This window comes from Tangfeifania sp. (assembly GCF_055108615.1).
Map to the genome: position 1 here is coordinate 22,296 of NZ_JBSQIC010000024.1, position 23,014 is coordinate 45,309.

The following is a 23,014-nucleotide window of genomic DNA, read 5'->3' on the forward strand; positions in this document are numbered from 1 at the left end:
TTTATTTACCGGACGGCTTCTCTCATTTTATCTTTATCGATTTCAATTCTAATTACCTCCTCCTTTTGTGTGGCTTTAATAGGGGTAATACGCTCCATCAGCTTTAAAATATCTTCAAGCGGTTCATTTTCTATCGTAAAGGTGTAACGCAATTCTTTTACTTCGGGGGTAAGCTCAAACTGCTGGTTGTAACGTTTTTCAAGTCGCTTAATGAGCTCTTCCATCGGAAGATCGTAAATGTTCTGGATGCCTTCTCTCCAGGAAGTATAGCGCCGTGTATTAACCACCGAAGCATTGTATTTACGTGTTTCCAGGTTGAGTTTCACCTTTTCGCGCGGTTCCATACGGTAAAAAGCATCTTCTGCTCCGGGATTGAGCAATTCAACGCTGCCTTCTTCCAGCACTACTTCTGCAACGCTATTATCTTCGTATGCATTCACATTAAAACGGGTTCCCAGTACTTTTACTTCCAGTCCGCTGCAATCAACCACAAGGGGTAAATCCTCGTTTTTCGCCACATCAAAATACGCTTCTCCGGTAAGGGTGATTTCCCGGTTTTGGGCAGAGAAAAAATTATTGTAGGCTATTTCGGAGCCTGAATTGAGCCAAACGAGTGAGCCATCGGGGAGTTCAATTTTTGAGATTTGCCCGTTTTCGGCAATAACACTGGTTGTTGTTTCCTGGATATTCCGTGAAGATTGTCCTGAAAAATGCCAAACTGCTGTTCCAATGCTAAGTGCAAAAAAGAAGATGGCAGCATACCTGAAAAACTGTTGGATTTTTCGGGATTCCTGCCATCTGTTGTAACTTTTTTGCCACAATTTTTCCTGAAGCCGGTTCCAGCTCTCCTCGCCACCAACGGTAAACTGTTCGTTCTTCAAGCCTTTTCTCCAGTCTAACTTGTAACTATGAAAAACTATGCGATTCTCTTTTTTCCGAAGCCACTGTAACAATTCTGCTTTTTCAGAATCAGTTGCCGAACCTTCAAGGTATTTATAAGTTACTGTTCGCATTTTATGTAATATCATTAGGAGTACAACCTGTTATAGAAAAACCCTACCCCCCCATCAAAAAAATTTATGGCAAAATTTGAAAAAAGCTTTTTCAGCTGAGAAGCAAAAGAATTATAACTACCATTGACGGGTATTGCTTCATTAATTTATCGCGGATTTGCAATTTGGCTTTCGAAATTTGTTTTTCAATCATTTTAACACTAACACCCAGCTCTTCTGCAACTTCTTTTTGTTTTTTACCCTGTATTTTACAAGCCACAAACACCTGCTTCATTTTTTCAGGAAGGTCGTCCACTGCCTCCTTAAACGATTCAATTAACATCTCCTCCAAACTTTTATCTTCTTTTTCAATAAAATCCAACTGGTACAGGTACTGCAATTCATTCACATCCAGGTTTTCGATTTCCACCCTGCTATCCTCAATTTTCTTTGATTTCAAAACATTTAAACACCGGTTGCGCAAAATCACAAAAATGAAGCTCTCGATTGACTTTTCAGGATTTATCGATTTTCGTTTTTCCCACAACGCAATGAAACATTCCTGAATGACATCTTCCACTTCATTGTCGTCAGCAATAAAAAGTTTGCAATAGCCACGCATGCGCGGATACAGCAACCGGAACACCTCCTTGTAAGCAGCAGGCTTCCCGGTTTTTAATTGCTTTTTTGTTTCAAAATCGAACATCGACAAACGGTATTGAAATCTTTAAAAATTAAAAGGTGGCAATATTAATTGTTTTTTAAGGAACGGTAATAATAATTTGACCTTTCGTACAAAAACTAAACCAAGAGTTAATTCGATTATCCTCAATAATTTCATTGACCATTGAATTTTCGTTTGCGTTTACCGCAAGAAAAACAGACCAGATTCAACACAAAATTCCTGCTAAATCATTAATTTCGCAATCGGAAAACAAAAAAACAAAAACAATGCAATACGTAAATTTAGCTGACGACATTTATTTTTTGGGATACAACGATCGCCGCACCCATCTTTTCGAAAACATCTGGCCCATTCCGCATGGGATTTCGTACAACTCGTACCTGATTGTGGATGAAAAAATTGCGCTGATCGACACGGTCGAGCGGTCCTTTATTGATGAATACTTAGATAGTATTGAAGAAATTATTGGCGACCGCCCCATCGATTACCTCGTGATTAACCACATGGAACCCGATCATTCGGGCGCTTTGAAAGCCATCGTTCAGAAATATCCTGAAATTACGCTGGTTGGAAATAAAAAAACGTTTGCACTTGTGGAGAGTTTTTACATGGAGCCGGAGAATGTGCACATGGTTCACGACAACGATGTGCTCGAACTCGGGAAACACCGGCTGCAGTTTCAAACCATCCCGATGGTGCACTGGCCCGAAACTATGGTGACTTTTGAGGAAACCAACAAAATTCTGTTCTCGGGCGATGCATTTGGCAGTTACGGTACACTCGACGGCGGAATTTTCGACGACGAAATCAACCTCGATTTTTATGAAATTGAAGTGATGCGCTATTTCACCAACATCGTCGGGAAATATTGCCCGCACACGCAACGCGCCATAAAAAAACTGGCACCGCTCGATATAAAAATGATTGCCGCCACCCACGGCCCCATCTGGCGCACCGACCTCGACTGGGTGCTGACCCGTTACAACAAGTGGAGTTCGTACGATCTCGACAAAGGTGTGGTCATTGTGTACGGCTCGATGTACGGAAACACGCAAAAAATGGCGGAAGTTATCGCCCGGAGACTGGCAGAAAAAGGCATCAAAAATATTCGTGTTTACGATGCTTCCAAAACACATCCATCCTACATCATCAACGATATTTTCAAGTACAAAGGATTTATTGTGGGAAGTCCGGCATACAACAACGCGCTTTTCCCCAATGTACAAACCTTGCTTTCAACCATCGAGCACATGGCACCCCAAAACCATTACCTCGGCATTTTCGGAAACTTTGCCTGGAATGGCGGCGGGGTGAAAAACCTGAAACTTTTTGCAGAGAACATTAAATGGGAACAGGTTTATGAACCAGTTGAGGAAAAAGGTGCCCTGAAAAAAGAGCGGAAAGAGGAGCTGCTCAAACTCGCCGATGCCATGGCAGAAAAACTGCACGCGGATTTTGATTAGAGTGTACGAGATTCCGAATTTCCTAAATCAAACATACCGGATTTAGAAAATCCGGCTCCCAGGTTAGCTTTTCTTCACTTCGCGTGAAATAGCCCTTTTTACCAACTGGTTTAAGGTAATTCCTTTTACCGCAGCAGCCTGTGCAGCTTTTTTGTGCAGCTCCTGACTGATACGGACATTAAAACTTCCTTTATATGATTTTTCAATTGGTTTCCCTTCTCTTTTGCAATCATCGATGTGAAGATTTACCATCTCCCGAAAAGCAGTTTCCAGCTCATCAACGGTAGTTGCCTCGAATGTAACCAAATCGTTAATCCCTTCAATTTTTCCAAAAAATACATGATCATCAGCATTATAGTTTACTGAGCCAATAAACCCCTTGTATGTTAGTATATTGTTCATAGTTTGATTTCAATTCATTGTAGTTAAAATCTTTCGGCTTTGACTTAAAACGTTCAATCAGTTTATCGATTTTACCCATGAAGCAAATTTACAAAAAAGCAACCAAATTTTAGTTGCAAAATAATTAAATTCTGTTTTGAATTATTAATGCTTGATTATCATTATCTCTGTTGACTCCACCCTCCCAGCGGTTTGAAACCGCTTAACTATCAGAGCAAAATCCAAATCATATCTTTTCTTACCACAGAATCACAAGGTTCCAATTTTATTTTTCCACTAACATATTAGCAGAATTTAACTAATTTCCACTAATCTATTAGTGATTTTTTATTATAAAAACACAAATACATTATTAATTCTTATAACTTTGTGGAAAAAATTATGGAGAGATTACGACAAATATCCGAAAGCCGGCTTCAGAGGGTTCCAATAAAATTTTTCAGATTCCTGATAAACAAAATTAATTGGAAGGACCGGCTAATTGGCATATCAGGAGCCAGAGGAACGGGAAAGACCACATTGCTGCTCCAGTATATGAAAACAATGATTCCAGCAAATGCTGATGCGCTTTATGTTAGCCTCGATGATATATATTTTTCTGAAACACCTCTTGTATATTTTGCTGAAGAATTTCACAAAAAGGGAGGTGATTACCTTTTTTTAGACGAAGTACACAAATATCCCAACTGGTCGCAGGAACTGAAAAATATTTACGACAACCTTCCTGATTTAAAAGTAGTTTTTACAAGCTCCTCGGCACTTGAAATTTACAAAGGCTCACATGATTTAAGCCGCAGGGCTGTTATTTATAAACTCCCCGGATTATCATTCAGGGAATTTTTAGAATTGAAATATGAAATATCATTTCATCCCTTTCAATTGACTGATATTTTAACTAATAACCAACCTGAAATTAAAGAAATTCCTTCTAAAATACGTCCCTTAAAATATTTTGCTGAATACTTACAAAACGGATTTTATCCTTTCTTTGCTGAATCGGAAAGCACCTACACCACCCGTCTCGTACAAATTGTCAATCAGGTACTCGAAAACGACTTGCCTGCCATCTTTCATATAGATTTCAATTCAGTGATTAAAATAAAAAAAATGCTCACTGTTATATCACGTATCGTCCCTTACAAACCCAACATACAAAAACTGGTCACACAAACAGGTACCAGTCGTGATACATTGCTAAAATTTTTGTATTACCTTGAAAAAGCAGAAATTGTCAATATACTGACAAAGGATACATTTGGAATAAATTATTTAAATAAACCCGACAAACTTTTTTTAAATAATACAAACCTGATGTATACATTTTCAAACGAGTCCCCAAACCCGGGAAATATCAGGGAAACATTCTTTTTTAACCAGCTGAAAGCAAACCATCATGTTCTATACCCTGAGAAAGGCGATTTTTTAATCGATAATAAATACCTCTTCGAAATTGGAGGCCAAAACAAGACCCGAAAACAAATACATGGGACAAGAAATGGATTTATCGCAGCAGACGAAATTGAATACACTGTTGACAATAAAATACCATTATGGCATTTTGGATTTTTATATTGAATGCTGTTATCCTTTTTTGCTGAATAACTATTAACCCCGCGTAAAAACCGGCCGGTTGGATTTCGACATGCGTGGATTGTAGTTGTAACCGTCCATATCGAACGCCTGCAGATCGGTTTCTTTTTGAATATTATTTTCGAGAATAAAACGGGTCATCAGTCCGCGGGCCTTTTTGGCGTAAACAGCTATCATTCTGTACTGTCCGTTTTTCATGTCCCTGAATTCCGGGGTGATAATTTCTTTTTGCAGAATTTTGGTGTCTATGCTTTTGAAATATTCATTCGAGGCCAGGTTAATCAGCACACCACTCCCCGACTCTTCCACCGCTTCCCTCACTTTTTCCGAAAGCTGCGGATTCCAGAATTCATATAAATTATTTGCTTTGCCGTATTTCAGTTTTGTGCCCATTTCAAGGCGGTAAGGCTGAATTAAATCGAGTGGTTTTAAAACACCGTACAAGCCCGATAAAATCCGAAGTTTTTCCTGAGCACGTTTTAATGTACTAACGGGAAGCGAGTTGGCATCCAGTCCGCGAAACACTTCACCCGAAAAAGCAAGGACAGCCTGTTTGGCATTTTCAGGTGTAAAAGGAAGGTGCCAGTTTTGGTAGCGCTGAAAATTTAGCTCGCCCAAATCTTTTGAAATTCCCATCAGTTTTGAAAGATGATCCGGGTCCATTTGTTTCAGCACTTCAATTAGTTTTTCGGAATGAGCCACAAGTTCTGGAAGCGTATATTCTTTTGTTTTTGGTTTTGTCTCAAAATCCAGCGATTTTGCGGGTGAAATAATTATTAGCATAACAATCGGTTTTTTTGAAGGAACGAAAAATTTTCAAAATTGTTCAGGTGGCAAATTTACAATCACCCCGAATTTCGCAAAGCATTTAATGCCTGCTGCATGGCCTGTTTTTCAGCTTGCGGGAGCCCTTCCTGTTTCAGCGTTTTTTCATACAATTGAATGGCTTGATTTGTCCTGCCGTCTTTCATATAAATATCGGCCAGGAAACTAACCGCATTTAAATAGAGCGGATGTTCTTCCAGTAAATTTTCAAGTGTTTTTTCTGCCGCCGTTTTTTGATTATCCTGCAACTGGTAATAAGCCAGCGTGTAGGCATATTTTGGCTCATCGGGACGGGCTTCGGCAGCGATTGTTGCAAACTCAACGGCCTCGTCAACACTTCGCTGCGAAACAATTACACTAAGATTGTAAGCGGCTACCGCTTGTTTAGGATTGACTTCCAGGGCCGTTTTTAAAGCTTTTTCCGCTTCCTGCATTTTCCCTTGTTCAGCAAGTAAAAGACCGAGGTTCAGATTCGCTGCTTCATTATTCGGATCCATCTCCACGGCCTGCTTCAGATTTTCTTCGGCTTTTGCCGGGTTGCCCATGTAGGAATAAAGTACGCTGCTGTTGATGAGTGGCATTAGTGCTTCCGGGTAAATCCGGGCGGCGGTCTCGTATGATTCGAGCGCTTTTTGCGCATTCCCCTGGTTCTGGTAATAAATGCCGAGGTTGTAATGCGAACTCCAGTCGTCGGGCCGGGCTACCATGGAATTGAGGTATTCGCCGGTTGCGTTGGCAACAACCTTTTTTTCTTCAGGTGAAAATTGGTTTTCGTTGGTTCCCGCCAGCGAAGCCGCAGCCGAAACACGCACCAGTCTGATTTCATCGGAGGCTGCTGTGATTAGTGCATTCACGGCTTCTTCCGAAAAATTACCGGTAAGCGCAGAAGCGGCTGCCGACCGCACCAATGGAGATTCATTCTCTTTGAGTGCTTCAATAATTGTGTCCCATTTTTTCTCACCGGGAGAGTTGGCAAGCAACCGGATAAATGAGGTCACAACCACTTCATTGTATTTATTCTCGCGGATAAATTCCAGCATTTCGTCCAAACGGCTCCAATCCTCATCCCGGGCTTCTTTTATTAACTGTGCCCAGTAAAGTGTTTCTTCCTGGTAATCACCGTTCGGCCGCGCTTTTACAATTTCATTGGCCCATTTGGGTGATTTATCATCGTGGCACTGGTTGCAGGCATTCGGCGAACCAAATTTGATTGTAGCTTCCGGCATCGGTGGCCTGAACGAGTGATCGCTGCGAAGAAAATGCCCCACAAACTCGCGGGTAGGCACATGACAATTTACACAAAGTGAACCTTCGCTGTCGGCTTTGTGCATAGTGTGTGCAACCAGCCCGCCTCCGGTTTTTCCCTGGTGACACGATGTGCAGGCCCCGTTGGGATTCTCTGCAAAACGGTTCCGTCCGCTGGAAGTGTGACAGGTAACGCAATGCAAATCACTTTCTGCAGTACAAGGATTCATTTCCCAGCCGGTCATTGTATAGTTTTCACCCAAATCGCGGCCGTCAGGATAAAAATCGGGATCTTCGAGCGTTGCCAGGTTGAAATGATCATAATACGGCTCAGGCGGCACATAATTTTTGGTAATCGCACTTCCTTTGGCATGGCACACTGCGCACGACGAGTTGTGTTCTTCGGGTGAGAAAGTACTGGTTACTATAATTTTTAAATCTTCCGGTTCTTCTCCTTTTTCCTCAGCCTCCAGGCACACGCGAACGTGTTCGGCACTTGGTCCGTGGCAGGTTTCACAATTAATGCCCGATTCTTTCCAGGTAGTGTGGTAACTATCGGTTTCCAAATTGTAGTTGGAAGATACCTGGCTCACATGGCAATTATAACATGCAGTGTTAAACGCATACATACGGTCGCGCCAGGGCAGCGCTTCATCTTGTTCGCCGGTGTCGCCAAAGTGGCGCACAGCCGATTCAGGATAGTTAAACCATTTTTGTCGGTTCACATCGTAGGCCAGCGGAATAGTTTGCAGTTTCCCTTTTTCCAGCGGTGTCAGAAATGTAAATACATTTTTCCCACCGAGCGAATATTCCACGATAAATTTTTTCAGCAACTCGTTGTCCCTCTGTTCGAGCATCACCAGCGATGAATCTTCGTAAATCATCTGATAAGTTTTACCTTCGAGGTTTATTTTTTCACTTTCCGGAAGCTGGTATTCCTCAACAAAACCGGCATTTACCGGCTGCATGGCTTTCCCGTGCCACGACGGTGCCCACAGTTCATAAAAACGCTCATGACACTGAATGCAACTTTCAGAACCTGAATAGCCATCTTCAGTAACCTGATTTTTATCTTTCTGAACACATGAAGTGGCAAAGAGTGAAATAATTGCCAGCAGAGTAAGTAGATTTCTTCCCGTCATATCCCGGATTTTTATACTACAAATATTCGAATATTTTTAGAAAGAATGAATTTAATTTATAAAGAAAAGAATCCTTACCCCGGATAGAACCGTTCTGATGAAAGAGAACGGTTCTTTTTGCTTACTGCATCATAAAAATTATCTTTAACATTAAAAAGATAAATGACAAGACTGGGAATCATTCGCGAAGGAAAAATCCCGCCCGATAACAGGGTGCCATTAACGCCGAAGCAGTGTAAGGAAGCGCAGGAAAAATTTCGAAATGTGGAAGTGGTGGTACAATCGAGTAATATGCGGTGTTTCAGCGATGAAGATTATAAAAAAGCAGGAATTCCGGTGCAGGATGGTTTGACAGACTGCGATGTGTTGCTTGGTGTGAAAGAAGTTCCTGTCAATGATATGATTCCGGGTAAAATCTATTTTTTCTTCTCGCATACCATTAAAAAACAGGAGTACAACCGAAAATTGCTCCAAACCATCCTTGAAAAAAATATTCAGTTAATTGATTACGAAGTTTTAACCGACAAAAACGGTTTTCGCATTATCGGATTCGGACGGTTTGCCGGGTTGGTAGGTGCATACAACGGATTGCGGGCGTATGGGCTGTGTCATCGGATTTTCGATTTAAAACCCGCCCACAAGTGCGATGGATTGGAAGAAATGCGATATCAGCTCAACCAGATAAACCTGCCACCGGTAAAAATTACCGTTACCGGCGACGGGCGGGTGGCCGGTGGAAGCCTTGAAATATTGAATCACCTCAAAATCACACAACTTTCTCCGGAAAAATTCTTGAATGCTAATAATCCGGAGGAACCGGTTTTCACCCAACTCAGTCCGGGAGATTACGTCAGGCGAAAAGATGGCCCTGAGTTCAATCTGAATCATTTTTTCAAGCACCCGGGAATGTACGAAAACGCTTTTCTGCCTTACACCAAAACAACCGATATTCTGATTGCTGCCGCTTACTGGGATCCAAAATCGCCGGTGCTTTTTACAGCTGAAGATATGCGAAGCCATGATTTCCAAATCCGTGTAATTTCAGATATCACTTGCGACATCGAGGGTTCCATTCCTTCAACCAAACGAGCTGCAACCATTGCCGAGCCGTTTTACGATTACAACCCCGATACAGAAAAACCGGAGCCTCCGTTTTCTTCTGAAAAAAACATTACCGTTCAGGCAGTGGATAACCTGCCCAATGAGTTGCCCAAAGATGCATCGCAGGATTTTGGCCGTAACCTGATTGATAAAGTATTCCCCAGTCTTTTTGGAAAAGATAACGATGGAATTATTGAAAGAGCTTCAATTACCAAAAATGGAAAACTGACAGAGCGATTTTCGTATTTGAAGGATTTTGTAAAGTGAACTCAAAAACAGGAATCATTCCCTAAAGCTTTCCCGACAAATCAGGATTATGGATGGATGCTGGCCAACCGGAACAGTTGACTGAGACAAGAAAACGTTTCTCAAAATAATGGACTTAAAGCGTTGCCCAGATACGTGCCAGCGAATGACCGGGTGCTTTGATGTTCAAATCGAGGAAATAGCCAAAGGGTGTCTGTGCCGTTTCGTACCCACCATTTTGCAGCCGTTTTTCAGCCCGATCAAAAAGTTGCTTTGTAAATTCTACCGAAGCTTTGGAGTCCGCCAAATGGGCAAATGAATGCAGGATTATTTTTTTGCAATCGTTTTTCCGGGCTGTCCATTTAAGGTGGTTCACCAGTTTCTTCTCGCGGCTTTTCACATCATACTCCTCATCTCCGGCCTCAACCTGTATAAATGCTGCAATTGAATCGTTAAAAACTGCTCCTTCTGTTATTTCTTCCGCTTCTTCCAGATTTTTCCGAGCCGGTGTATAACCAAACTCATCAACATACATTACCAATACCTTCATACTTTATTCAGCGTTTGCTATAAGTTCTTCACTCAATTTTTCAGTCCAGTTTCGTAAAACCTCCACTTCAGCTTCATCCAGTTTTGCTTTCGGGTGCAAAAGGACATACTCCTTTAGCGGCATTTCGCCTTTTTCAACCTCTTCAATCATTTCTCCCAACGTGCCAATCTTATCAAAACCATCCATTTGTCCCCATTCCGAGAGGTTTAAGTGTTCTTTCCCTTCAACAATATGATTATTGATTACCCACGAAACCGGCGAAACATAATGATACCAAAGATAATTGGTTTGATTGGAATGGCAATCGAGGCAGGCGTTAGTTAACAGTGTTTGCATATTTTCAGAAACAGATTTACAGTTCTCATGGTTTAAATATTAACTTTGGCAAAAAAATTTATTACATGCGTAAACTTTTTTTCACGGCTTTATTCGTGTTTTTCACGTTTTTTTTTTCCCACGCCCAGGTATCGCAGGGTGGGCGCCCAATTGAACTGCCGCCACTTAAAAGCACAGGAATTCCTGAAAAAGTTATGCCGCCCTTCAATCTCAATAAACTTCAGCAATTAAATGCACGCGGTGAAAAAGAAACGCTGCTGAAACCTTTCAGGTTCGCCCATGGTTTCGATGTTTCCATTTCTCCTGCCAGCGACGGAAAATGGACCACTAATGTTCGCGGGAAAGATATCTGGCAACTAAAAATCCGCTCGGAAAATGCTTTTTCGTTAAGCCTCATTTTCGATAAATTTCATCTGCCTCCGGGTGCACGTCTTTTTTTGTTTAATGAAAAAGAAAGTTTCTACACAGGTGCCTTCACCTCGGCCAACAACAAACCTTCAGGCAAGTTTGCCGTTGCGCCTGTTGCCGGCGACGAACTAATTGTTCAGTACGAAATTCCGGCGGGGCAAAGTGGGATTGACGATTTCACCATTACGCAGGTAAACCACGATTTTGTTGGAATATTAAAATATAGCGACCGCAGACCAATGGGGATAACTGCCGGCGATTGCAATATAGATGTAAATTGTGAAACCGACGGCACCTGGCATGAGACAAAAGATGCAGTTTGCCGCATTATTACCGCCAAACAGGAGGGCACCAAGAAATTTAGCGAAATATGCACAGGCACTTTAATCAACAATACAGAAGAAAACCAAAAACCATACGTAATTACAGCAGCTCATTGTATTGAGAAGGCTGAATTTGCTGAAACATCGGTTTTTACATTTAACTACGAAAGCCCTTACTGCGCACCGCTCGACGGCGATCCCGGCAATTCTGTTTCGGGTGCGAAATTACTGGCCATTTCCGACAGCCTCGATTTTGCCCTGGTTGAACTCACGCTGGAACCGCCACCCGATTACCGTCCGTTTTATGCCGGATGGGATGTATTTGCACCAGTGCCCGACTCCTCAACAAGCATCCATCATCCGCAGGGCGACATCAAAAAAATAGCTTACGATAACGATCCTCCTGTTATTTCCGACTACCCATCTGCAGATTACACAAAAACTGGTTTTCTGAAAATTAACCGCTGGGAAGCCGGCGTTACGGAAGCAGGCTCATCGGGTGGACCGCTTTTTAATCCCGGACAAAAATTAATCGGGACACTTACCGGTGGCCTCGCCACATGCGAAGATCCTGTCCGCGATTATTTTTCACGTTTTAATGTTGCCTGGGAATTCAGGCCCGACTCCTCCAAACAGCTTAAATACTGGCTCGATCCTTTCAACAGCGGCATCAAAAGCGTTGAAGGGAAACGCTTTTACGCAGACGAAAATTATTGCCTCGCATTTACCAACCTCACAGCAGACGACAGCCACGAAAATATTCCCTTGCGAGATGGAAACGAATTTTTGGGGTACTGGGGCGGAACCAACAGCGCTGGGATAACAGAATTCACCGAGCGTTTTTCAATTTATGGAAATGAGCAGCTTTCCGGAATTTCGCTTGGAGTTGGAAAAATTTACATCTCCAACCAGGAGCCGTTTTCTGATCGTGAAATAACACTAAAAGTTTACAACGGCAGCGATTTACCCGAAACGCTGATTTATTCGCAGCCGGTAAATATTAAATCGCTGGTACCCGATGCCATGAACTATATCGGGTTTGATGAAAAAGTGGAACCGGCAGATACATTCTTTATAGGGTTTGAGCTGAGCAACCTTCAGCCACTGGATACTTTTGTTGTTTACCAGTCGCTTAGAGCACCAGACATGGAAAATAATTTTTATTTCAAAAGAGATAACTGGTGGAATGTTTTCCAGGAGGCTAATACTGAAAACTATTCAATGGCCAACGTGTTTGAACTGGTTGCCTGCAATGTTGATGCGATGGTGAATGACACTCCCCTGGTTACAAAACCAATGGAAGCGCTTATTTACCCCAATCCGGCGCATTCAAAATTCACGTTTGAAGCGGGCCAGGATATTCACCGGGAAAACATTAAAATTTATAACCTCATCGGGCAGGAAATTAATGCAGAATTTAACACTGTTTCCGACAAAAAAATTGAAATTGATTTGTCGGGTAACCAACCGGGTGTTTACTTTGTGCGCTTTAAAACAGCCGAAGGAACCGTATCGAAAAAAGTAACCTGGGTTCCGTGGTAAAAATTGAATTATGCAACGTTTAGTTTTCATTTTTATCTTATTATCTGCATTAACCGGATGTTCAGGCCGGCAAAACCAAAATACTGACCGAATTAAATCCAACAAATACGCCCACGGATTCAGGGTTACTAAAAATGAAAATATTACCAAACTTTCGGTTTTCAATCCCTGGGAAAAAGCAGAAAATATTTCGGTAGATTATTATTTGCATCCGAAAGGATCGCTCCTCCCCGACTCGCTTTCAGACAAAAAAATTATTAAAACACCTGTAAAACGCGTGATTTGCCTCTCTACCACACACATTGCATTTTTAAATGAGCTGGACGAAATTAATTCCATAGTTGGAATTTCGGGTAGTCAATATGTTTCAAACCCAAAACTGCGCAAACGAATTGAATCAGGCGAAGTACCCGATGTGGGCTACGGTCAAAACCTGAATTACGAACAAATTGTTAGTCAGCAACCTGATTTGGTAATGGTTTACGGTGTGGGCAGCGAAGTTACCAGCTACACACAAAAACTGGAAGAAATGGGCATTCCGGTAATTTTAATTGCGGAATACCTCGAAGAAAATCCGCTCGGCAAGGCTGAATGGATTAAATTTATCGGTGCGTTGTTTGAAAAAGAAAAAAAAGCCAATACCTTTTTCTCGCAGGTTGAAAAAGAATACCTGGCGTTAAAACAACTGGCCGCCGGCGAAACCAATCAGCCCAAAGTTTTGGTGGGGGCACCATACAACGTCACCTGGTGGGTTCCGGGAGGCAATTCATACATGGCCAACCTGATTGCTGATGCCGGTGGCGATTACCTTGGGAAAGACAACCAAAGCAATGAAAGCTTTGCCATTTCGTTTGAAAATGCACTTGTTTGGGGCAGCCAGGCCGATGTGTGGATTAACATGGGCAACCTTTCATCCAAAAAAGAGATCAGGGACACAGATGAGCGGTTCGAGAATTTCAACGTTTTTAACGAAGGGCGACTTTTCAACAACATAAAAAAACTTCATCCGCACGGTGGAAATGAATTTTGGGAAAGCGGAACGGTAAACCCGCACCTCGTTTTACGGGATTTAATCCATATTTTCCACCCAAAATTAATACAGGAAGAATTGATTTACTATTCTGAAATTAAATGAAGGAATCTGTTCCACATAAAAAATTACCAGTGCCATTGATTTTCTCATTGCTGGGCATTTTATTCGTGCTGCTTTTTGTTGCCGATATTCTGCTCGGTTCCATTATTATTCCTGTAAAAGAAGTTTTTCATTCCCTATTCTCCACCTCGGAAACCAACGAAACCTACCGGACAATTATACTCAGCTTTCGGCTCCCGAAAGCATTAACTGCAATCATGACCGGTGCTGCCCTGTCATTGAGCGGACTGCAAATGCAAACTGTTTTTCGCAATCCGCTGGCCGGTCCTTATGTATTGGGGATCAGTGCCGGGGCCAGCCTGGGTGTGGCTCTGTTCGTGCTGGGTTTTTCTTCGGTCCTGGCGGCAGGAGTTTTCACAACAACAGGAGCCTGGCCACTGGCATTGGTGGCCTGGGCGGGTTCGTTTCTGGTTATGCTGCTGGTGCTTTTCGTTTCCATGAAAGTAAACGACATCATGACCATTCTCATTCTCGGCATTCTTTTTACCAGTGCCGTTTCCGCCATTGTGAGCATTTTGCAGTATTTCAGCAACGAATCGATGCTGAAAGCATTTATTGTGTGGACCATGGGTAGTTTAGGGAATGTTACCAAAGCGCAATTATCTGTTTTGGCACCGGCAATTCTGGCCGGTATTCTTTTGGCATTTCTGAAAATAAAAGATTTGAATGCTTTCCTGCTGGGTGAAAATTACGCCCGCTCACTGGGGGTTTCCATTAAAAGCAGCCGGATTATTATATTCCTTAGCACAAGCTTACTGGCCGGCACCATTACAGCTTTCTGCGGGCCCATCGGATTTATCGGGATTGCCGTGCCGCACATCTGCCGGGTAATTTTTAAAACGGCCAACCACCTGATTTTGGTTCCGGCCGTAATTTTAACCGGAAGCATTGTTATGCTTTTCAGCGATATTGTTTCGCAACTCCCCGGAATGCAAACCACATTGCCCATTAATTCAGTAACCGCCCTTATCGGAATTCCCGTAATCATCTGGATGATTGTTAAGAACAAAAAATTTGTTTCGGTGTCATGAGTGAGAATAATTTCAATATTGAATTGCAGCAGCTTTCGGTTGGTTATGAGCAACCGGGGGGCAATCCGCTTGAAATATTGAAAGCGATAAATTTCTCGGCCACACCGGGCGAAATGGTGGCGTTAATCGGCAGTAACGGAATTGGAAAAAGTACATTATTGCGCACACTTGCCGGTTTTCAACCCTGGTTTTCGGGAAATATTCAAATCAGCGGACGGAACTTAAAGAACATAAGTTCAAAAGAAGTGGCGCGTATCATGAGCTTTGTTTCCACCGAAAATGTGCGGGTGCCCAACCTTTCGGTGTTCGACCTGGTGGCTTACGGCCGGTTTCCTTACACCAACTGGATTGGAATGCTCTCGGAACAAGACAAATCGGTGGTGGATGAAGCCATAAAAAATGTAGGCCTGCGGGGTTTCGAGAACCGCCCGGTAATGCAAATCAGCGACGGCGAACGCCAGCGGGCAATGATTGCGCGGGCATTGGCGCAGGACACACCGGTTATCATTCTGGATGAACCGACCGCCTACCTCGACGTGAGCAACAAATACGAAATTTTTCACCTGTTGCAGGTGCTGGCCAACGAAAAGAAAAAAACCATTATTCTTTCCACCCACGATTTAAACATTGCCCTGCGCGAAGTGGACAAACTCTGGATTGCCACCGATAGCGGAAATTACCAGGGTGCCCCCGAGGATGCAGTGCTGCAGGGATGGCTAAACCAATTGTTTAAAAACGACCATGTTGGGTTCGATGCCAATGAAGGTGAATTTTTCTTCAAAAAAGAATTTAAAGCCAAAGTGAAAGTGGAGGGAGAAGGGTTGCCGCTCACCTGGACACTCCGCGCCCTGAACCGCAAAGGCTACCAGATTGTGATGCAGGCCGAACACGATTACCGTGTGGTGGCCAACGAAAATTCCTGGGAATTAAACTCAAAAAGCAATCAAAAAACATTTGGTTCTGTTTACCAGTTGCTCACTTTTTTGGAAAAACATTGTTGAATTAAACCATTTACAAATATAGTTAGATGCCGGAGGCATCAAATGTTTATAGAAATACATTGACAAAGCGCAAAGTTCGACCCCAGCCGGGGTCGCATTTCTTCCGCTACTGCTTTTATTTCTATAAACATGTAAACCCGCTGGGTTTAATAGAAAATAATAATTGTTATTTAAGCCCCTGTTTCAATAATATTATCAAACCTTATGGTGGTGTCCCTTTCTGACTTTCTCCCAATGTATAAAACCGGGTAGTTGGGTATGCCAGTTCGATATCACTGTGCCGGTCAAACTGACGCAGGACATCTTCCCAAACTTCATCTTCAGAACCTCTTCTTCTTCGTGGGTTGCAGAGGTAACGGATAGTAAGTTGCACCCCGAAATCTATTACGCGGGTGTAAACAATTGGTGTTATATGCCGGTAATAAATCATATAGTTCCGGCTGGCTTTAAAAATCTCCCTTTCAGCTTCTTTGCCAATATGTTCAGCATGCCGGTTAATAATATCCTGCAACAGTTTTTTAGCTTTTTCCCAGTTGCTTTCAAAAGTTACGTTTACTTTAATTTCATTCCAGATGTATTCAAAACCAGTGCTGTAATTGGCTTGTGGTTTCAAAAACACAAGACTGTTGGGCAGATGAACAATGCGCCCTGTACTTTGGTCGGCTTCCACCCAGTTCCCGATTTCAAGAATGGTAAACTGAAACATGCGGATATCAATAACATCTCCTGCATGTTTACCAATTTGTACCCTATCACCCACCACAAAGGGATTGCGAAAAACAATGAAAAACCAGCCGGCAAGGTTAGTCAGCGGATCTTTCATGGCAATTGCCAGTCCGGCAGAAAACAGGCCAAGAAATGCACCAAACTGCCTGAACGCCTGCAACCAAACGCTGCTAACCAGTACAAATCCAATAAGGGGAATTACAAATGAAAGCGATCGTTTCCACTGGTAGCGTAATTTTACATTTTTGATTTGTCGCCAAACAATTCGTAAAATAATTTTTTTAAGCACCCACAAAACCAGAATTATGGCCAGCGAAAGGAATATTTTATTGAGGGTTTCAGCAGTAAGGCCGGTGGTTTCAACCAAATAGTTTTGAATATTGCTCATCGGTTTTATTATTTCAGGGAAGATACAAAATTCTCCTAAAAAATGTACTAACGGATTTGCGTTAATGATAAATTATTACCCTTCCACAACCTGTTTCATCACCCTTTCAACGGGTGTAGGTTCAATATGAAATACCGTTTCAAATTTCGAGCTGTCAAAATCATAATCGCGGTCATACTGGTAAAGCATCTCTTTCATTTCGCGCATCAGCGGATTAATTTTTAATTACAACCAATCTTTTCGTTTAAAATAATACAACATAACAGCTGCAAGAATTACCATCCCGCCAATCATTATAAAATAACTGTACCTGTACTCCAGCTCGGGTATATAGTTGAAATTGGTTCCGTAAACCCCGGCAATAAATGTGAGCGGGATGAAGATAGAAGCAAAAATCGTTAAAACCTTCATTACCTCGTTGGTACGGTTTCCAACATTGGCATGGTAAATATTCAAATAATCATTGGTCATGTTAAAATAGATGTCAACGGCTTCGAGTGCCTGCAATGTCAGGTCGTTCAAATCTTTATAAAAAGCCAGTGTTTTTTTGTCAACCAGTGCCGTATCGGTTTTGTTCAGGTAGAACATTATTTCTTTAACGGGCCAGATATTTTTTCGGATAAACCCCACATTTGTTTTTAGCCGGTAAGTTTTTTCAAGGGTCGATTTTTGGGTCTGCGTTAAAATTTCCTCTTCCATATCTTCAATTGCAGTCCCCACGTTTTCAATGGTATGGATGTACATATCCACTAAAGTGTCCATTAACGTGTAGGCCAGGTAATCGGCTCCCATTTTTCTGATGCGCCCTTTACCATTTCTAATCCTTTCGCGCACCGGCTCGAAGTTATGGGCAATTTTTTCCTGAAAAGTAATAACATAATTTTTCCCTGTAACAATTGAAATATGGTCGCCGGTAACTTTTTCAATTTCCGGCTTGTACTCAAGAACTTTCAGGAAAACAGTGAGGTTGCTATCATTTCCGGTGATTTTGGGGCGCTGGTCGGTATTCAAAATATCTTCCTGCTCCAGTTGCGGAATGTTGAAACGTTCGGCTACCCGGGCTATCAACTCTGTATCCTGCAACCCGTAGATATTCAACCACAAAACCGAACCATTTGGAACAACCTCCGGAATTTCAGCCAGGCTTTCAGCCTTTTGCTCGGCAACTGAATCTTTATTGTAGAGCATGAAATAAATTTCAGGCTCCTCCATTTTTTTGTTACCAATAAAAATTAGCGAACCGGGTGGCGTTCCGTGTGATTTTTTCCTGCTTTTTAAAAAACGTGCCATTATTCAATTGGTTTTTGGTCTTTCGAATGTACAAACAATACAGTGCCCACATCACCATAACCATCAAAAAGCTTTTCTTTTTCTTTTTTCAGTAATTCCTCGCGTAATCCGATGAGCGTAAGCCCGGCGTTTACCGAGTTTTTATTGATGATGGCTTTTGTTGACACATTTGGGTCCTGAACAATTAATTTAATATTTTTGGCCGTTATGGGCAGCCGGCCCGAAGTAACCAGTTCTTTCATGGCTGCATGTGTTTTTTCAATATCCTCTTGCCGGCAAATATTAAAAATCTTAATCTGTCCTTTTCCCCAGTCAGGATGCCCCAAAATAATAAAACTCAGTAAAACCATCAGATTGGCATTTTCGGAATCGAACGAATTGATCCACACATGAATGCCGTTTTTATACTGAATTTCGCGCGGGCTGCTGCCTAAAATTACAATATCGAAATCGCCGGAGTTCACCAGCGAAAAATTATCGATAATCTCAGGTAAATCTTTTGGGTTCTCTTTATCGTATTCAAAAATTATCATGTTATTCTCCATCCCGGCAATTCCGGGAATCTGGATAGCTTGCGCGATGGCCGAAGTATTTGACGGTGAAATCAGTGTATCGATGTAAACATGATTTTCGATACTGGTAACATGGTCAATTAGTTTCTTGTGTTCCTCGTGTGCCTGCTTTACTGTGGATTTGGAATAGTAACCCACAATATGGTGAAGGTAGGTTCCGAATCCGTATTTGTAAGAAATCCAGTTAAGCAGCCTGAATGCTTTGTCGCGTTTAAACGTGCTTTTTGAAATGCAAATAGCACTGGGGCGCCACTCCTTATGCTCTGTTTTGCTCTGTTTTTTTTGCAGCAATACCTGCAGGTTGCGATTAAGTTGAAAAAGTGCATTGGCAAAAATGGATGAAAATCCTTTCCGGCTCTTGTGGTAATGATCCACATACAAATAGATGAGCGAAATAAACAGAAATGCCAACAGTGCATACATCGTGCTTATTTTAAACATTATCCACACCGCTGCCACAAAACCGGCCAACGAAATGTACCAGCGCGATCGGAAAGAAGGACGATAAGAAGGTGAAGACCCAAAATGATTCAGAAATGAAATGAGACACAGCGAGCCATAGGTTACCATAAAAAACATGGAAATGATGGAAGCCACTGCGTTTACATCGCCCACAGCCACAAATACAAAAGCGATAACAGAAGTGACCAGCGAGGCGTTTACCGGTTCGTTATCTTTTGCGGTTGCTTTCCCCAGCCAGCTGTTTAAACGCGACGAGGGAAACGATTTGTCGAGTGCCAGCGCCTGTAACGTACGCGGTGCCACCATCACCGATCCCAGGGCCGATGATATTGTTGAGGCTGCGAGCCCCAGCGGAATTACAATAACCCCGGCAACGGCAATACGGGCCATAATCAGCTGATGCTCCAAAAGGTCTTCAACAGGAGCCGATTTCGCGAGCTTATACACCACAAAGAAGTAAACAATCATTCCCGAAAATGTGGCCAGTGTAGTTCCCAGCGGGATGGCTTTCGACGGTTTTTTCAGATCGCCCGAGAGCCCCACGCCGGCCGTCATCCCGGTAAAAGCCGGAAAAATAATGGCAAACACCACGAAAAAATCCTGCGGGTTGCGCAGTTCAGCTTTTGCCAGGTTAAATGTGGAGGCATCAGCATGACCGGTGTTGCCGAGAAAAAACATTACCAGCGAAAAAAATAAAATACCAACCACAACGTAAAGCGTTTTCACCCCCAGGTTAGCGCCTTTTTTAATAATCAGCACAGCCAGCCCTGCCATAACCGGTAAACTAACGGCCTGCCTGGGCAGCGTATAACCATAACTTTCAGAAATATAATTGAAAAGGAATTCGAACGATTCGGTAAAAGCAATCACATAAAATGCCACACTTATTGCCTGCGACAGGAAGAGCGCAATGCCAATGGTTGCACCGATGTTGAGCCCAAACGAACGTGAAATAATAAAATACTCTCCCCCACCTTCAACACGCTTATTGGTGGCAATTTCGGAAATAGCCAGTGCCGTGGGAATGGTAACCACATGCCCGAGCAAAATCAACAGGATTACTCCCCAAAAACCCAGTGTTCCAACAGCATAACCAAAACGCAAAAATAATATTGCCCCCAGGATGGTCGAAATCGCTGTAAAAAAAACCGGGGCTGTCCCAAATTTTTTAGGATTAGATGTGTCCATTTTATTTTTTGAAATAGTTGATTGTCATCTGAGCGGAAAGGTAAATAATCAATTTGAAAAAATCAGGCTCAGCAAACAAAAATCGTTACCAATTTATTGTTTACCCCGGCATGGTTTTCAATAAAACCCGGGGAAGCACACCCATTACAAATCGGCGCGAGCGAAACCTGCGAAAGCCAAAACGTTTCTTCTTCCAAACGCACATCAATTTTGGTTTGCCCGTCTTTGGTTTGATATAGTAGTATTTCTGATTATAAGATTTGGTAGTCTTGAATTTAAGATTGATAATTCAGACGATTTTTCAATAATTGTTGCCACAAGATTTATAAAAGGCTGTTGTGTCTTTTTATCTGCAATTTTGATAGGGAGAGGGTCAATGTAAATTATTTTTACCTGTGCAAAAACTTTCCCGGTTTCGCTGGATGATGCGGTTGATCCGGAAAATGAAGTCAGGCTTATCGATGTTTTTGTGGACAGCCTCAAATTACAGGAATTCGGTTTTAAAGTGGAGTTTGCTGAAAACGGCAGACCGGCATACCATCCCGCCGATTTGCTGAAACTTTACATTTACGGTTACCTTAACCGCGTTCGCTCGTCGCGGCAACTCGAAAAAAAGTGCAAACGAAACATTGAAACCAGGTGGCTGCTAAAATGCCTGAAGCCCGACCACAATACCATTTCCAATTTCAGGCGCGATAACCCCAAGGCCATTAAAAAAGTATTCCGCGAAACCGTAAAAATTTCTCAATACTTTAACCTGATTGGAGGGACACTCCTGGCAGGCGACAGCACCAAACTCCGTGCACAAAACAGCAAAAAGAACAACTTCAACCAGAAGAAAATCGACCGCCACCTGGAATACATCGAAAACAAACTGGCAGGATACAACAAAGCCCTGGCTGAAAGCGACGGCGATGAAAAAAAGAAAATCGAAAAAGAAATTGAAAAACAGGAACAACGCAAAAGCAACTACAAAGATTTAGAAGGACAATTAAAGGAAAGCGGGCAGGCACAAATCTCCACTTCCGACCCGGATAGCGGGCACCAGATTACCCGTAATAATATTACCGAAGTATCCTACTCAGCACAAACTACCGTTGATGAAAAAAATAACATCCCGATTGATTATAAAATCACCAATGCCAACGACAAAAAGGCCATGGGAAATATGTTGTGCAAAGGGCAAAATCAATTTTGCGGCACAACCACTTCACTGCACTTTACGACAAATATCATACCGGCAGTGAGCTGGCCATTGCCGATGCACTTCACATTCCTGCAATAGTAGCGATTCCTCCATTTTCAGGGGCTTCTCATGCCCCTGACATAAAGTACGATGTAGAACATTTTGATTACGACCCGGAAAGCGATACTTATACCTGTCTGCAAGGGCACACCCTGAAGACAACCGGCTATTGGCACCAGGCAAAAAACAATGCAGGCGAGGTATCATACCGTTTCAGAAACTATACAACACCCTTATGCAAAACCTGCGAGGTACGGCCTTTGTGTACAAAGTCTGCCGCAAACGGAAAACAAGTCAGGCGCAGCGAGTTTGCCACCAACATTGAAAACAATAAAAAACGGGCACGGCTTATCTCTTTCTTTGTCCGTTTTTATCATCTTAATTGGGTATTTCGGCCTAAAGCAAAAGGAAATTTTTATTCAATATCATGATAACAGCATCGAATATGTAACGGAACCGAAGACGAAGTATGCGAGTGTAGTTTTGAAAGAGACTGATGCAGAAGAACATGTGAGCAAAATAAGGCATTTTATGAACACAGAAAAACCATATCTCGATGCTGACTTAAACATTGCCACAGCTGGCAACTAAACTTCAAATCCCTTCACACCTGCTTTCGAGGGTAATTAATGAAAAATTTGGACTTAACTTCTTCGATTTTGTTAACCAATACAGGGTGGATGAAGTAAAATCAAAACTAAGTAGAGTCTGTCTATAAAGTCGGCAGTTTTTCCGTTTGTTTTTCCTTTGATTGTTTTTATAAATAATGTCAACTGATTGCTGAACAGGTCTTTGCGATTGTCCCCTTTGGTGTTGTTTATTTTGAAACAGGTCTTTTTCCCCTGCCTTTTAGCTCCTTGTAGATTGATGCCCTGACTATCTGCTCCATACTTGGGGTATCTTTCCGCCCAAACACGCCTGGCTTCTTGCCAACGGTAAAATCTTCGGACAAAAGCCCAATCAGGTGCGGGTGTTGCTCAAGTATGCTATCAATCAGTCCCAGTTCCGGGCTTCTTGACCAGTCGGGATTTTCAAATTTCATCTTAAAATCTTCAAATAACCTCATCGTACTTTTTCCTTAAACTTAACAAGAAAAACAGTTGCTCC

Annotated in this window: 20 protein-coding genes and 1 pseudogene; 9 read left to right on the plus strand and 12 right to left on the minus strand. The window is 42.3% G+C overall.

Going from position 1 to position 23,014, the window contains the following annotated elements:
• Positions 1–5: 5 nt before the first annotated feature.
• Positions 6–1,013 carry a FecR family protein gene (locus ACTCNA_RS07455; protein WP_462947277.1) on the minus strand — a complete coding sequence of 336 codons (1,008 nt, stop codon included), beginning with the start codon at positions 1,011–1,013 and terminating at the stop codon, positions 6–8.
• Between the two features lie 91 nt (positions 1,014–1,104).
• The gene (locus ACTCNA_RS07460; protein WP_462947278.1) at positions 1,105–1,698 is read right to left on the minus strand and encodes an RNA polymerase sigma factor; all 594 of its coding nucleotides are present in this window, start codon (positions 1,696–1,698) and stop codon (positions 1,105–1,107) included.
• Between the two features lie 245 nt (positions 1,699–1,943).
• Between ACTCNA_RS07460 and ACTCNA_RS07465 the strand changes: the two genes are divergently transcribed.
• A complete protein-coding gene (locus ACTCNA_RS07465) occupies positions 1,944–3,140 on the plus strand; it encodes an FprA family A-type flavoprotein (protein ID WP_462947279.1) in 1,197 nt (398 codons plus the stop codon).
• A gap of 63 nt (positions 3,141–3,203) precedes the next feature.
• On the opposite strand, the gene ACTCNA_RS07470 is transcribed toward ACTCNA_RS07465, so the two are convergent.
• The gene (locus ACTCNA_RS07470) at positions 3,204–3,542 is read right to left on the minus strand and encodes a type II toxin-antitoxin system HicB family antitoxin (RefSeq protein ID WP_462947280.1); all 339 of its coding nucleotides are present in this window, start codon (positions 3,540–3,542) and stop codon (positions 3,204–3,206) included.
• Between the two features lie 381 nt (positions 3,543–3,923).
• Here ACTCNA_RS07470 and ACTCNA_RS07475 point away from each other — a divergent pair, with 381 nt between their 5' ends.
• Positions 3,924–5,117, plus strand: a complete 1,194-nt coding sequence (locus ACTCNA_RS07475; RefSeq protein ID WP_462947281.1) for an ATP-binding protein — start codon at positions 3,924–3,926, stop codon at positions 5,115–5,117.
• Positions 5,118–5,147: 30 nt separating this feature from the next.
• Here the strand turns inward: ACTCNA_RS07475 and yaaA are convergent, their stop codons facing one another.
• Both yaaA and ACTCNA_RS07485 read right to left on the minus strand, forming a co-directional pair.
• A complete protein-coding gene (gene yaaA, locus ACTCNA_RS07480) occupies positions 5,148–5,915 on the minus strand; it encodes a peroxide stress protein YaaA (RefSeq protein ID WP_462947282.1) in 768 nt (255 codons plus the stop codon).
• A gap of 62 nt (positions 5,916–5,977) precedes the next feature.
• The gene (locus tag ACTCNA_RS07485) at positions 5,978–8,344 is read right to left on the minus strand and encodes a tetratricopeptide repeat protein (RefSeq protein ID WP_462947283.1); all 2,367 of its coding nucleotides are present in this window, start codon (positions 8,342–8,344) and stop codon (positions 5,978–5,980) included.
• A 162-nt stretch (positions 8,345–8,506) separates the two neighbouring features.
• Here ACTCNA_RS07485 and ACTCNA_RS07490 point away from each other — a divergent pair, with 162 nt between their 5' ends.
• Positions 8,507–9,712, plus strand: a complete 1,206-nt coding sequence (locus tag ACTCNA_RS07490; protein ID WP_462947284.1) for an NAD(P)-dependent oxidoreductase — start codon at positions 8,507–8,509, stop codon at positions 9,710–9,712.
• A gap of 115 nt (positions 9,713–9,827) precedes the next feature.
• On the opposite strand, the gene ACTCNA_RS07495 is transcribed toward ACTCNA_RS07490, so the two are convergent.
• Together ACTCNA_RS07495 and ACTCNA_RS07500 are read right to left on the minus strand one after the other, a co-directional pair.
• Positions 9,828–10,241 (minus strand): threonyl-tRNA synthetase editing domain-containing protein, encoded by a 414-nt coding sequence (locus tag ACTCNA_RS07495; protein WP_462947285.1) that lies wholly within the window; start codon positions 10,239–10,241, stop codon positions 9,828–9,830.
• A gap of 3 nt (positions 10,242–10,244) precedes the next feature.
• Positions 10,245–10,583, minus strand: a pseudogene (locus ACTCNA_RS07500) (heme-binding domain-containing protein); the annotation flags it as partial.
• Positions 10,584–10,642: 59 nt separating this feature from the next.
• On the opposite strand from ACTCNA_RS07500, the gene ACTCNA_RS07505 reads away from it, so the two are divergent.
• From ACTCNA_RS07505 to ACTCNA_RS07520, 4 genes are read left to right on the plus strand one after another with little or no spacing between them, the layout of a single operon-like run.
• The gene (locus ACTCNA_RS07505) at positions 10,643–12,850 is read left to right on the plus strand and encodes a T9SS type A sorting domain-containing protein (protein ID WP_462947286.1); all 2,208 of its coding nucleotides are present in this window, start codon (positions 10,643–10,645) and stop codon (positions 12,848–12,850) included.
• A gap of 10 nt (positions 12,851–12,860) precedes the next feature.
• On the plus strand, positions 12,861–13,985 hold the full coding sequence (locus ACTCNA_RS07510; protein WP_462947287.1) for an ABC transporter substrate-binding protein: 1,125 nt from the start codon (positions 12,861–12,863) through the stop codon (positions 13,983–13,985).
• Positions 13,982–15,034 (plus strand): iron chelate uptake ABC transporter family permease subunit, encoded by a 1,053-nt coding sequence (locus tag ACTCNA_RS07515; RefSeq protein WP_462947288.1) that lies wholly within the window; start codon positions 13,982–13,984, stop codon positions 15,032–15,034. Before ACTCNA_RS07510 ends, ACTCNA_RS07515 begins: the two co-directional genes overlap by 4 nt.
• Positions 15,031–16,035, plus strand: a complete 1,005-nt coding sequence (locus ACTCNA_RS07520) for an ABC transporter ATP-binding protein (RefSeq protein WP_462947289.1) — start codon at positions 15,031–15,033, stop codon at positions 16,033–16,035. The genes ACTCNA_RS07515 and ACTCNA_RS07520 overlap by 4 nt, the downstream gene beginning before the upstream one ends.
• A gap of 202 nt (positions 16,036–16,237) precedes the next feature.
• On the opposite strand, the gene ACTCNA_RS07525 is transcribed toward ACTCNA_RS07520, so the two are convergent.
• From ACTCNA_RS07525 to ACTCNA_RS07540, 4 genes are all read right to left on the minus strand, one after another.
• Positions 16,238–17,149 (minus strand): mechanosensitive ion channel family protein, encoded by a 912-nt coding sequence (locus ACTCNA_RS07525; RefSeq protein ID WP_462947290.1) that lies wholly within the window; start codon positions 17,147–17,149, stop codon positions 16,238–16,240.
• Between the two features lie 75 nt (positions 17,150–17,224).
• On the minus strand, positions 17,225–17,356 hold the full coding sequence (locus ACTCNA_RS07530; protein ID WP_462947291.1) for a hypothetical protein: 132 nt from the start codon (positions 17,354–17,356) through the stop codon (positions 17,225–17,227).
• An 18-nt stretch (positions 17,357–17,374) separates the two neighbouring features.
• Positions 17,375–18,439: a magnesium/cobalt transporter CorA gene (gene corA, locus ACTCNA_RS07535; RefSeq protein ID WP_462947292.1), complete on the minus strand. Its 1,065-nt coding sequence runs from the start codon at positions 18,437–18,439 to the stop codon at positions 17,375–17,377.
• Positions 18,439–20,661 carry an APC family permease gene (locus ACTCNA_RS07540; protein ID WP_462947293.1) on the minus strand — a complete coding sequence of 741 codons (2,223 nt, stop codon included), beginning with the start codon at positions 20,659–20,661 and terminating at the stop codon, positions 18,439–18,441. Before ACTCNA_RS07540 ends, corA begins: the two co-directional genes overlap by 1 nt.
• Before the next feature lie 469 nt (positions 20,662–21,130).
• Between ACTCNA_RS07540 and ACTCNA_RS07545 the strand changes: the two genes are divergently transcribed.
• Positions 21,131–21,946 (plus strand): transposase, encoded by an 816-nt coding sequence (locus ACTCNA_RS07545; RefSeq protein ID WP_462947294.1) that lies wholly within the window; start codon positions 21,131–21,133, stop codon positions 21,944–21,946.
• Positions 21,947–22,096: 150 nt separating this feature from the next.
• Positions 22,097–22,498, plus strand: a complete 402-nt coding sequence (locus tag ACTCNA_RS07550; protein WP_462947295.1) for a hypothetical protein — start codon at positions 22,097–22,099, stop codon at positions 22,496–22,498.
• Between the two features lie 226 nt (positions 22,499–22,724).
• Here the strand turns inward: ACTCNA_RS07550 and ACTCNA_RS07555 are convergent, their stop codons facing one another.
• Positions 22,725–22,949: a hypothetical protein gene (locus ACTCNA_RS07555; protein ID WP_462947296.1), complete on the minus strand. Its 225-nt coding sequence runs from the start codon at positions 22,947–22,949 to the stop codon at positions 22,725–22,727.
• Between the last annotated feature and the right edge of the window lie 65 nt (positions 22,950–23,014).